Genomic DNA, 12,455 nt, shown 5'->3' on the forward strand with positions numbered 1-12,455 from the left:
ATACCCCACCGTTTACTCGGATGGGGTATTGTTTTGCTGTAAACCGAAGTAGTTAAGTAAAAACGAACGAAATGATTGTGCCACAAGCGGCAATTTGTCATCCGCACGATGGATTAATCCAATAGTCCGCGTTACTTTGGGATGAGAAATGGCCACATGTGCCGGTTGTAGTGGATTGGTCTGGAAAAGTGCCATTTCTGGCAGCAGACTCACTCCCATGCCCGCTGCAACCAACCCGCGAATGGTATCCGTCTCTTCACCTTCAAAAGCAATTTTCGGCGTAAACCCTGCTTCCAGGCAGGCATGCCACACGATCGGACGCAATGAGTACCCTTTGCTGAACAGTACAAATTTATCATCTTTGAGCTGTTCAAGTGCGATTTCCTCTTCTCCTGCAAGCGGGTGATTCGGAGGAAGAATGGCATGTAATTCTTCGGTTAGCACGATGTCACCTGCGACCTGATCATGCTTTTCCGGGAAAGGTGATATGAAAGCCAGATCCACCTCAGCAGACAGCACGTCACGAATAAGCGTCGGATACATGCCCTGTTTAAATCTGAATTTGACATTGGGATAACGCTGACGAAATGCGGCCACGACCGAAGGAATCAGATGGATACCCAGACTATGAGGAAAACCAATACGAATTTCACCATGTTCCGGATCCAAAAACTCATGAACTTCCCCGACTGCTTTGTCCAGATCCTTTAAAATCCCTTCAACACGTTTGCAGAAGAGCTGACCTACTGCGGTCAACTGCAGATTCCGCCCCTTTTGCATAAAGAGGTCAACACCCAGCTCTTCCTCCAGCTGATGAATCTGGCGACTCACTGCTGACTGTGCGACATGCAGCTCTTCAGCTGCCTGGGTCACATGCTCCTTTTGTGCCACTTTCAAAAAGTAATGCAACTGTCTTAATTCCACTCGCCTGATCTCTCCAATCTGCTATACCCTTCTTAGACCTGCCTGCATTCCGTCTTCAGATCATTACACCCATACTTGTTTATTGCTTTCTGAATTTCCTTGGCCTCCACAAACGGATAAGAAGTCCGTAAATAAAGAATCCACCCAACAATCCACCCAAATGAGCCATCCAGTTAATGCCCGACATGGCAAATGAGAAAATAATACCGAATGCAAGCAGTGTATACAACGTTTTGCGTGATGCTTCATCCATCATCGTCCGCTGGAACAGAGCAACATACAGAAACGCACCATAAATCCCGTAAATGGCTCCTGATGCACCTACAGAGATTGTTGTTTCTCCTGCAGAATTATACCAGGCAAGAGCCAAAACATTACCCAGAACCCCGCTGCCCAGATACAATAAGCCATATCTTACCGATCCGAGCAAGCGCTCCATCGGAGGCGCAAATACAACCAGTGCAAAGCTGTTAAACAGCAGATGACTGAAACCTGCATGAAGAAAAATGGACGAAAAATATCTCCACCATTCTCCCGAGAAAAACTCATGGTTAGTCAAAGCACCAAATCTCAGCAATGTCATCATATTCGTCGATCCACCATTGGCAGCAAGTAATATAAACATCACGACATTGGCAACCAACAAAATTGACGTCAGCGGGAAAAACTTCAAATAACTTCTCCAATTTTCATACCGAATAAATATCATACGTTTTCCCTTTCACTCCACCCTGTTCAGATCTTCCTTCACTTGGTATTCATTATCATAATTGCACGCCCGAATTGGACAATGCCTTTCATAAAAGATTATAATGGATTTTGGCACGGATCACCAATTTAAGGAGGAACATTATTATGGCACAAGAACGTACAGGCGCAGCCACATTCAAAGGCAACCCTATTACATTGATCGGACCCGAATTGAAAGTGGGCGATCAAGCTCCCGATTTTACATTGAGCAAAAATCTGCTTGAAGATGCATCCCTGAAAGACTTCGCAGGCAAAATCAAACTGATTAGCGTAGTTCCTTCACTGGATACTGGAGTATGCGATGCCCAAACTCGCCGCTTCAATGTTGAAGCCGGGGACCTTGGCGACAATGTTGTCGTTTTGACGGTAAGCGTCGACCTTCCATTCGCACAGGAACGCTGGTGCGGAGCTGCCGGTGTAGACCGCGTTGTAACATTGTCCGATTACAAAACACGCTCTTTCGGCGAAAACTACGGTGTTCTGATCAAGGAATTCCAATTGGACATGCGTTCCATCTTCGTAGTGGATACGGAAGACCGGATTACATATGTGGAATATCTGCCTGAGATGACAGAATCCCCTAACTTCGAGCAAGCCATTGCTGCAGTAAAAGCTTTGCTGTAAAAGGAATCCACGTTCAGAACAAAAGCGAGGAAGGTTCACCTTCTCTCGCTTTTTGTTTTACCATCCATCTATTTTAATCGTTTGCCTTATATTTGGCGAGCTTCTTATCGAGTACAGAAAACAGATTCATGATTGTTCGATAATTGGAACCTAGATCTCCAAGCGAACCACGTGAAGCTGAATACATGTCTACTGCACTTCGAACCGGACTTACCGAAATAACAGAAACCGTAATATCCATGGTCCGCCCAAACGTCGTGCGTTTCTCCAGAATAATCTCTCCGACCGAAGGAACCTCATGAAGCACCTTATAACCCGGAATCTTTTTCAATGTTGAAGAAACTTCTTCCCAGGCTCTTTCTTTGGATAAATTATAATACCGTGTTTTTAATTTGGGATCCTTGGCTCGATCGCTGGTTCCCTCCATACTGCGGATGATACCGACGAGCGTTCTCTTTAAGGTCAAGACCCTTCCTCCTTTGAATGTAACCGTTCCATTTATGTATTCTAGTGTAACATTGTTCAGGTAGTAACAAAAGGGCGTACCGCGCTTTTAACGCAAATACACTGGTCAAAACATAAAATTTCAAATAAAAAACACCCTGAGCTTCCTGGATTAGAGGAAAGAGTCAGGGTGCTGTACTTGTAAAATAGGAACCCGCCATGCCGTCCGGCTACATTGTCTTATGAACCTGCTTAGCAGGTGGGTGACCGCAATAATGTATTATTTGAAGTCCCCATGTCGTATAGACAGGGCGTTTCAGCAACATTCTGTGTAGATCTCCCGAAGACATCATCATTGGTTCAAAACAACGAATAACCGAAACGTACATCGCAGGATGTACAGTTATTATATCCCTAACCGCGTAAAAAGTAAATGGTGACGCCTCATGTTTTATTTTTGCAGATTTTCGTTTTTCACGTCTGAAGCTTCAAGATCACCGATTTTATCTACTCCATCATCATTTTGCGCTGCTTCTTCCTCTTCCTTCTTCTGCTGCATTTTCTCCATCTGCTCCTGCATTTTCATGAAGGTTGCGTAGAAGTTAAAGAATGCAAACCAGGCAATGATACTGATAATAAAGAAGACAAACAATACCGGATACCGGAATCCAATGTAAAACAATAGTCCGCTTCCGAGCAATGTAGAGAACACACGAAACGGTCTGATCAGAGTCAAGAGTACTGCATTCTTAATAATGAGTCCGATTGACATATGATAGTGTACAACCATCGAAAAAAAGTTAAACAAGGAAACAAACAAAAGCAACAGCAGCACAAGCATGATAATTCCCACAAGCTGCATATTACGGAACTGTGTCATGTATACCGTGTAATCCAGATACATGATGGCAAAAAGCAAAGTGTAAAATATGCCCCCGATTAAGCTTTGTTTGTAGTTCTCTTTGTAACCTACAAAGAATGTACGGAAGATCGGTACATCCGTGTCACCCATATTCCATTTACGAACGACCGTAAAAAGGGCCGATGTTGCCGGAAACAGTGTAAGCGGTGCCACAATAGCTATAGCCCAGTTCATTTGCAATGATTCATTTGCGAGGTTCTGCTGCATAACGAGCAGTTTCATAATCAAGAAAAACAAGAACGGAGACGAACAAATAGCCCACAACAAATTGGTTGCGGCCAGTCTCGTAATCCACTCTGTAAGCCGATAGATCCCACCCATAGCTCCTTTAAATTCCAAACATTTCTCCTCCTCCGCAGCCTTGCGTATAACCTGAAGTCTAATATTAATATACCTTATTATTGATAGGAAAAGCCAGTACTTCCCGAAAACAGATCAGCAACCCTGCTTGTTATGGGTTCTAAAGCGTAACGGATTCAGGGAATTTGAGACATAAAAAAATGGAGCAGTTGCCTGCCCCATTTCTTAAATCAATCTTGCATATTATTCAAAAGAAGAATCTTTCGCAGGACGACGTCCTTCGTTGTTGCTTGGACGTGGTTTGCGGTCACGGTTGTAACCACCTTCTCTGCTTCCACCGACACTACTGTTGCGATCGCGATTGTATCCTCCACGTCCGCCACCACTGCTGTTGCGGTCACGGTTGTAGCCACCGCCGCCACTGCTGCGGTTGCCGCTGTAACCTGATGGCTTACGTCCGCCAGAGCGAACATCCGGTTTACGACGTTTCGCACGGATCGGATCTTCAGGAGTCAGATCAACTTGAGCATCTTTTTTGTCGCCTGTAAGGAGCTTCAGGGAAGCTGACAACAGTTGAACAGAATCGTATTGCTCAAGCAATTGGATAGCGATACCTTTGTATTCGTTCAGTTCGCCATTTTGTACGATTTCGAGCAAACGTTCAGCTGTCAAACGTTGTTTTCCTTCTACTGCTTCAGCCAATGTTGGCAGAGGCTTACGAGGGATACGGTGACGAGTTACACGTTCAATAAAGTGCAGGTGATCAATCTCACGCGGTGTAACAAAGGACCAGGCAGCTCCCTCTTTACCAGCACGTCCAGTACGACCGATACGGTGAACGTAGCTTTCCGGATCTTGCGGAAGGTCAAAGTTCACAACGTGTGTTACGCCAGATACGTCGAGACCACGTGCAGCCACGTCTGTTGCTACGAGTACATCAATGCTTCCATCACGGAATTTACGCATTACCGTATCACGTTGGTTCTGGGACAGGTCACCATGGAGACCGTCTGCAGAATATCCACGTTTTTGCAATGCTTCAGCCAATTCGTCAACACGACGTTTTGTACGACCAAATACGATTGCGAGCTCTGGAGATTCCATATCAAGCAAGCGGCTAAGCGCTTCAAACTTTTGACGTTCTGGCACTTCAATGTACGCTTGGTCAATCAAAGGTGCGCTAACTTGTTTCGGGATAACGGACACGTGCTCTGGGTTGTTCAAGAATTGCTGAGCCAATTTTTGAATGTTAGGAGGCATTGTTGCTGAGAAGAGCATCGTTTGACGGTCAGCTGGAACTTGTTTCAGGATGGATTGAATATCCTCCATGAAGCCCATGTCGAGCATTTCATCTGCTTCATCCAATACAACAGTTTGTACATCTTCAAGTTTAATCGTTTTGCGGTTGATGTGATCCAGGAGACGTCCAGGTGTACCGATGATAATCTGTGGTTTTCTTTTCAGTGCACGGATTTGACGAACGATATCTTGTCCTCCGTAAATTGGCAGGGAGCGCAAACCTTTGAAGCGGGTAAGTTTTTCGATCTCTTCGGCAACTTGGATCGCAAGTTCACGTGTAGGTGCCATAATGAGGGCGCGGATTTTTTCGTCACTTTTGGAGATTTTGCTGATCAGCGGAATACCGAATGCAGCTGTTTTACCGGTACCTGTTTGAGCTTGGCCGATCAAATCTCTGCCTTCTAGCGCAATAGGGATCGATTTGGATTGAATCGGCGTCGCCTCTTCAAACCCGAGTTCGGTGATGGCTTGCAGCACCAGTGGTTCAAGATTGAAATCTACGAAATTTAAATTTGTCAAAATTATTCATACTCCTTCTATAGGGTGGACATGGTGGACAATCCACTTTGTTGTCTGTATTCTTAAGTAGCGTTAATATTTATAGGGTATCCCATATGGGCAAATTATTTTCATTATCAACATAATTCGTGAATGGGTCCCCAACATAAGACTAAAACTACATACATGTGTTTGAAACATTTCAAATTTTATCGTTCCATTTGGAAAAAGTTCCCTACTCAAGAATATCCACAAATCATTATATCACAAAACAATTCAAGATTACCAGCAATCTGGTTTTAAATATAAATGAGGTGATTAAATTGCCCAAAATAATATGGCACTCTTTAGTGATCATATTGGGTGCTGCAGCTATTGCCTGTGGCTTCAACTGGTTTTTGGTTCCCCATCAGCTGCTAAGCGGCGGGGTATCTGGTATTTCCATGCTTCTTGGTTATTTTACAAGTTTGAATCTTAGTATAATGTACTTTGTTCTCAACATTCCTCTGCTGGTCGCAGGTTGGTTTATTCTTGGACGACGATTTATTATATTAAGCATCGTGTCGGTAGCTGCCACATCCTGGTTTATTGGATTGCTGCCTGTTTTTGTCGTGGCAACAGACCCTCTGCTCAGTTGTGTGTTCGGCGGCGTGCTCGTAGGTCTTGGTACAGGCATCTCCTTCCGTGTAGGCGGTTCTACAGGAGGACTCGACATTGTGGGTTCCATCTTCACGCGTTACCGGGATTTCCCCATTGGTACCGTTATGGCGGGTATGAATGGAGCTATTATTATGCTCGCTGGTTATCTGAACAATGACTGGAATATCGCTCTTGCCTCCATGGTTTCGATCTACATTACAGGTAAGGTGCTTGATCTGATCCATATCAGCCATGTCAAGGTGACATTGTACATTATCACGAACGAGACGGAAGCCATGTTGAAAAAATTGCTGGTTCGTCCCCGTGGTGTGACCAAGATCAAAACTCAGGGAGCATACACCGACATTGAAAAGGACATGTTAATGACAGTGACTACTCGTTATGAGCTGGTTGAGATTAAACGCATCATCAAGGAAACCGATCCAAATGCGTTCGTCAATATCGTTGAGACAGTCGGTGTCATGGGTTCTTTCCGCCGAAGTTGAGACACATGTACGGTTAACAATTTATATAATTGTGGTATAATAATTGTGCACGGCTCCTAAATATGATGTATAGCAGGATCTGCCCTTCACTTTCACAGGCCATATGCTTTTCCGATTCGCCCCGAATGACTTACCATTTTGGAATTCGAGTAGGAAAGGGTGATTATTGTGGATATGGAAACGGTAAAACTGTTTGAAATCGTCAACAGATGGTGCCCGGAAATGCTCCCTTTCTTGAAACCGAATGAGCTCGATTCACTTATTGTTCTCCGGGATGGGCTGGGCATTCTGGAGCAGGGAGACGCAATGGAAATCATTCAGTACAGTATTTGTGAGCATCAGAACGACATCTACATTCAATAATATTTTTTTGATTAATCACGCCGCTTCTTGGGAGGTTCTCCTCGCAGGAAGCGGTTTTCATTTTTTCCGGAATGTTTCATCACTTGATTAATATGGTTAAAAGCCCAGAGGCTTTGTTATATAATTCAATCATGGAATGTACATAAAGGGAGTGGGAATAAAATGAATACGTTTTGGGCTTTACTGGCCATGGCCTTGGGAAGCTTCAGTGGAGTATCGGCAACAGCAGATCAGGGTGACCAGCAGCTTCAATCGTTAACAAATAGTTTTAACACCGCCATTATTCAATCCCAAAAGGATCAAGTCGTCATTGATGCGGATAATCCGCCTGCCAAAATTGACCCTCAGCCGGATGCTCCAGTTGTCAAAGGAATTTATGTTACGGCTTACAGTGCCGGCGGAGCCCGGATGAAGGAGCTGCTCGATCTGATTGATAACACAGAGCTTAACTCCATGGTCATTGATATCAAGGACGACCTCGGATACATAACCTACCCTACAGAGAACCAATCGTTACAGAAAATGGGCAAATCCCAACCGTTTATCCGGGATATTGACGCCTTGATGAAACGACTGCAAAAACACGAGGTCTACCCAATTGCACGGGTCGTTGTATTCAAAGATACGATCCTTGCCAAGAAAAATCCGGAGCTTTCCTTCCGAAACAAGGATGGATCGGTATGGGCCAATGGCAAAGGCGACAGTTTCGTTAATCCGTACAGCAAGGAAGTTTGGGACTATAATATTGAAATCGCCAAGGAAGCCGCCAAGCTAGGATTCAAGGAAATTCAATTTGACTACGTTCGTTTTCCAGAAGGCTTCGAGAACCGTGCCGATATATTAAAATACACCAAAACCGACAAATCGCGGGTCGATGTTGTTGCGGAATTTGTTCAATACGCCCGCAAGGAGCTTGCGCCTCTGGGTGTCCGGGTTTCGGTTGATATTTTCGGCTATGCGGCCTCTGTACCCGCAGCAGAAGGAATCGGTCAGGACTTTGTTAAAATCTCCGAAAATGTGGACGTGATCTCACCAATGGTCTATCCAAGTCACTACTCTACCGGATGGTATGGCGTAAAGGATCCTGACAAGGACCCTTACACAACGATCAAAGGCTCCATGGAGGATACACATAAGAAACTCGACCCAACCAAGGATCTCAAGCCGGTAATTCGGCCTTGGATTCAGGACTTTACGGCCAGCTGGCTCGGCAGTGGACACTACATCAAATACGGCAAAAAGCAAGTTGAAGACCAGATTCGTGCAATGAAAGACATGGATGTGGATGAGTATCTGCTCTGGAATGCGTCCAATCGTTATACCTCAGGTGTAAACTATAAGTAAAGCACTCTTCCCTTACCTATCATCTTCCCGTTCCGCTCACGCGGAGCGGGATTTTTATTATTTTCGCCGCGTAATTCCGGCCTTTCCCTGTTCAAATTCAGCAAAATCCACTACAATGAATAGCTGTCGTATGATAGTTTGATGATCATTCTTATGAATAGCGAGGCACTTCAAGTGAACATGACAACCACCCGTTTTTCGCAAAAAGTAAAGCAATTCCTGATCATATTTCTACCGATATTCACAACACAAATTGCCCTGTCTGCCATGTCTTTCTTCGACACCAATATGTCAGGCAAGTTTTCCCCTGCGGATCTCGCTGGTGTAGCTATTGGCACGAGTCTGTGGATGCCGGTACAAACCGGGCTTAGCGGTATTCTTATCGGAATCACCCCCGTGGTATCCCACCTGCTGGGTTCCAAGCGCAATGATCAGATCGGCCACAGTGTGATCCAGGCACTCTATCTGGGCATCGCAGTGAGCCTAGCCGTTCTGGCCATCGGAGCCGTGGTACTTACCCCCATTCTGAATGGGATGCCCCTGGAGCCACGGGTTGCACGGGTAGCTCTTTATTTCTTAAGCGCACTGGCTTTTGGCATCATTCCACTGTTCGGATATACCGTGCTTCGCAGTTTTATGGATGCACTTGGACAGACACGAATAACCATGTTAATTACGTTAGTGTCACTTCCGGTTAATATTTTGCTGAATTATCTGCTCATCTTCGGACGTTGGGGTTTCCCCCAGCTGGGAGGTGTGGGTGCAGGCGTCGCTACCGCGTGTACATACTGGATCATTTTTTTGATCAGCATCTTCTTTGTTCACCGGATTGAACCCTTCGCCCAGTATGGCGTGTTCCGCCATCTCTCCGGCATATCGCTGGGCAAATGGAAAGAATTGCTCAAAATCGGGGTACCCATCGGATTCGCTACTTTTTTTGAAACGTCAATCTTTGCAGCCGTTACATTAATGATGAGCCGATTTGATACCATCACGATTGCTGCGCATCAGGCTGCTCTTAATTTCGCCTCTACGCTGTACATGCTGCCAGTGAGCATATGTATGGCCCTCACCATTCTGGTCGGTTATGAGGCGGGTGCAGGACGTTTAAAGGATGCCAAACAGTACAGCCTGCTTGGCATCGGCGGAGCTATTGTACTCTCGCTGCTCACTGCAGTCGTATTGCTCGTGTTCGGGGAACAAATTGCAGGACTGTATTCAAACGAGCAAGAAGTCATTGCGTTGACTCAGCATTTCCTGATATACGCCATCTTCTTTCAAATTTCAGATGCCATTGCAACACCGACTCAGGGTGCTCTTCGGGGATACAAAGACGTTAATCCTGCACTGATCATTACGTTTGTGGCTTATTGGATCATTGGTCTTCCCGTGGGGTACATTACAGCTACGTATACAGCACTTGGCGCTTTTGGATACTGGATCGGCTTGATTGCCGGCCTCGCGGTCGGTGCTACAGCACTACTATGGAGGCTGTTCCTGGTTCAGCGGAAAGCCGCCATTCGCATGATTAAGCAATCCCAATAAACCGATCGATATAATGCAAACAGATCATAATGTTGATTCATACAAAAAAGAGCACAGCCCGTTTAGACGGCGCTGTGCTCTTTTGCTTGTTGTTTATTGAGATAAACGTTGTGCAAGCTCGTAGGTGTTCATATCGAAATCCTTTTTGGTGTTAACGACTTTATCGATGTCTGTCAGAACAAGCTCACCTTTGATAATGCCACACCCCTTGTCGGTCTCTCCCGCGATCAGGCTGCGCACAGCAAAGTCTCCCAGACGGCTGGCAAGGTTGCGGTCAAACGGAGTCGGCGTACCGCCACGTTGAATGTGACCCAGTACGGTTACACGCGGCTCATATGTCGGGCAGCGTTCCATCAGTTCTTTTGCCACATCTTCACCCTTGCCAACACCTTCGGCAACGATAATGATACTGTGGCGTTTGCCATGTGCGAAGTTGGCTTTCATCCGGTCTGCCACTTCATCCATGTCAAATGGAACTTCAGGCACCAGAATCGTTTCTGCACCCGAAGCCAGTCCGGCATGAAGCGCAATATCACCACAGTGGCGGCCCATAACTTCAACGATGGAAGAACGTTCGTGGGAAGACATAGTATCACGCAGTTTGTTGACTGCATCTACCACAACGCTTACTGCTGTATCGAACCCGATCGTGTAATCCGTAAACGAGATATCGTTGTCGATGGTTCCCGGAAGACCCATTGTATTGATACCGAGTTTACTCAGTTTGTTGGCACCATTGTAGGAGCCGTCCCCACCGATTACAACCAGACCATCGATGCCGCGTGCACGCAGGATATCGGCTCCCTTTTGCTGACCTTCAGCAGTATAGAACTCTTTGCAACGGGCGGATTGCAGAACCGTTCCCCCGCGCTGAATGATGTCACCTACACTACGCAGATCCATTGGGAATATATCGTTGTTCAACAGACCTTGGTACCCGCGTTGAACACCGTATACTTCAAGACCGTGGAACAGTCCGCTGCGAACGACCGCACGAACAGCCGCGTTCATTCCTTGTGAGTCACCACCGCTCGTTAAAACTGCGATTTTTTTTACTGCTGTCATGATGTTTCTTCCTCCTCTAGTTTCACTTCAGGCTTCCGCAACAATGCGCCTGACTTACATATGCTTGCGAATCCAGCGACTGAAGATAAAGAAAAAAACTCTGGTCATTGGACTCTTCTTCATCAAACGCTTGGATATGGCGCGAACTTCCTGCTGTTCGCTGACTTTGGGATCAGACAGGTAAATGGCAAGCAGTCCTTCGATAATCATCCGGTGAAAAGCACTTCCCGGAATATTCTGCACATCACTGCGGGCCATCTCCACAATAAAAGCAATGCGGTCTAGCATCGTCTCCACATTTTCGTAATAATTGCAGAAGTTGAGATCTCCACCGATACGATCTTCATCCTGATCGATTAAATAATCGAGCATAATGTGCAATGCGCATACATGCGGAAAATAGGCAGTATGGATTGAGGCCGCCTGCTCTTCAGTCAGCTGATCATCACTCGCAGCCAGAAACAGCATGAATACGCCCAGCGTAGAGCCGGTAGCGGCGGCAAATTCGTTCCAACGGAACTGAGGTGTACGGTGGCGATGCTCTGCCCACCACTCGAGCAGTGCCGTTTCTCTCAGTTCCGGTTTGATGTGCTTATATACCTGCAGGTCCGTGTATAGGCCTGCCAGATCCTGAATTTGAGGCTTGGCGGACGCATATCCAGGCAGCTGACGTGTGAGCTCCTGACATGTCGTCACCAGATTCCGTAAGTAACCACCGTCGTCCTGCTCCTCACGGAGCGCATAATAATTGACAGGTGTTGCTTCGGGATCTACCGCATCAAGCATGGATTGATGGAGAAGCCGAAAGTCATTCGGGTCCATCGATGTGCTGCGGTCGCACAGATTGTCCAAATAATCACTAATGGTTTGATAAGAAACGATGAGCGGAATCAAGATGTGCCTCTTAGGCATATCGGGCAAAGCATAAACCGTTCCACCTTCACAGTGAAACTGTTTGTCCTTGAGACTAGCCAGAGCCTGATTGCGCAATTCCTCATTCGGAATTTTCTCAGCCTTAGCTCTCCACTCAGCCAGTTCTTTCCGCGTTTCCGGAATGGTGTACTTATACACCCTTCTCATCAATTCCAGCGGTCCCCGCGGATATTGATGTCGACTTTGATTAGATTGGCTCAAAATAAATGTGCCTCCACTTGGTTGAATACGTATTAGAGCGATTTTTAACCAATCCCATTATAATATGAACCCCTTAATTGTACAAATGATCTACCGCA

12 protein-coding genes and 1 other RNA gene are annotated in these 12,455 nt (G+C 45.9%); 5 read left to right on the top strand and 8 right to left on the bottom strand.

The genetic code is table 11. The features are described from left to right. Positions 1–12: 12 nt before the first annotated feature. Positions 13–924 carry a glutamate biosynthesis transcriptional regulator GltC gene (gltC, locus tag ABIC22_RS29260; protein WP_127536444.1) on the bottom strand — a complete coding sequence of 304 codons (912 nt, stop codon included), beginning with the start codon at positions 922–924 and terminating at the stop codon, positions 13–15. A 79-nt stretch (positions 925–1,003) separates the two neighbouring features. Beyond that, on the bottom strand, positions 1,004–1,633 hold the full coding sequence (locus ABIC22_RS29265) for a rhomboid family intramembrane serine protease (protein ID WP_127536445.1): 630 nt from the start codon (positions 1,631–1,633) through the stop codon (positions 1,004–1,006). A 146-nt stretch (positions 1,634–1,779) separates the two neighbouring features. Here ABIC22_RS29265 and tpx point away from each other — a divergent pair, with 146 nt between their 5' ends. Continuing rightward, a complete protein-coding gene (gene tpx / locus ABIC22_RS29270) occupies positions 1,780–2,298 on the top strand; it encodes a thiol peroxidase (protein ID WP_095288013.1) in 519 nt (172 codons plus the stop codon). Between the two features lie 73 nt (positions 2,299–2,371). Here tpx and ABIC22_RS29275 read toward each other — a convergent pair whose 3' ends face one another. The 4 genes from ABIC22_RS29275 to cshA form a co-directional block, all read right to left on the bottom strand. Continuing rightward, complete coding sequence (locus ABIC22_RS29275; RefSeq protein ID WP_095288014.1) at positions 2,372–2,764, bottom strand: DUF1499 domain-containing protein; 393 nt, start codon at positions 2,762–2,764, stop codon at positions 2,372–2,374. 185 nt (positions 2,765–2,949) lie between these two features. Beyond that, a non-coding RNA gene (ssrS, locus tag ABIC22_RS29280) (6S RNA) lies at positions 2,950–3,142 on the bottom strand. 51 nt (positions 3,143–3,193) lie between these two features. After that, the gene (locus ABIC22_RS29285; RefSeq protein ID WP_127536446.1) at positions 3,194–4,003 is read right to left on the bottom strand and encodes a YesL family protein; all 810 of its coding nucleotides are present in this window, start codon (positions 4,001–4,003) and stop codon (positions 3,194–3,196) included. Between the two features lie 204 nt (positions 4,004–4,207). Continuing rightward, positions 4,208–5,782, bottom strand: coding sequence for a degradosome RNA helicase CshA (gene cshA / locus ABIC22_RS29290; protein ID WP_354485623.1), 1,575 nt, complete (start codon positions 5,780–5,782; stop codon positions 4,208–4,210). 302 nt (positions 5,783–6,084) lie between these two features. Between cshA and ABIC22_RS29295 the strand changes: the two genes are divergently transcribed. From ABIC22_RS29295 to ABIC22_RS29310, 4 genes are all read left to right on the top strand, one after another. Further along, positions 6,085–6,906: a YitT family protein gene (locus ABIC22_RS29295; RefSeq protein WP_095288017.1), complete on the top strand. Its 822-nt coding sequence runs from the start codon at positions 6,085–6,087 to the stop codon at positions 6,904–6,906. Positions 6,907–7,080: 174 nt separating this feature from the next. Further along, positions 7,081–7,269 carry a hypothetical protein gene (locus ABIC22_RS29300; RefSeq protein WP_170948057.1) on the top strand — a complete coding sequence of 63 codons (189 nt, stop codon included), beginning with the start codon at positions 7,081–7,083 and terminating at the stop codon, positions 7,267–7,269. Between the two features lie 162 nt (positions 7,270–7,431). Further along, entirely contained in the window at positions 7,432–8,613 is a 1,182-nt protein-coding gene (locus tag ABIC22_RS29305) for a putative glycoside hydrolase (RefSeq protein WP_127536448.1), read from the top strand. 180 nt (positions 8,614–8,793) lie between these two features. Next, on the top strand, positions 8,794–10,158 hold the full coding sequence (locus ABIC22_RS29310) for an MATE family efflux transporter (protein WP_354486144.1): 1,365 nt from the start codon (positions 8,794–8,796) through the stop codon (positions 10,156–10,158). A gap of 93 nt (positions 10,159–10,251) precedes the next feature. On the opposite strand, the gene pfkA is transcribed toward ABIC22_RS29310, so the two are convergent. Further along, positions 10,252–11,223, bottom strand: coding sequence for a 6-phosphofructokinase (pfkA, locus tag ABIC22_RS29315; protein WP_127536449.1), 972 nt, complete (start codon positions 11,221–11,223; stop codon positions 10,252–10,254). Between the two features lie 54 nt (positions 11,224–11,277). Beyond that, positions 11,278–12,303 carry a tetraprenyl-beta-curcumene synthase family protein gene (locus ABIC22_RS29320; RefSeq protein WP_095288097.1) on the bottom strand — a complete coding sequence of 342 codons (1,026 nt, stop codon included), beginning with the start codon at positions 12,301–12,303 and terminating at the stop codon, positions 11,278–11,280. Positions 12,304–12,455 lie beyond the last annotated feature (152 nt).

This window comes from Paenibacillus sp. PvP094, assembly GCF_040546835.1.
Classification (GTDB): Bacteria; Bacillota; Bacilli; order Paenibacillales; family Paenibacillaceae; genus Paenibacillus; species Paenibacillus illinoisensis.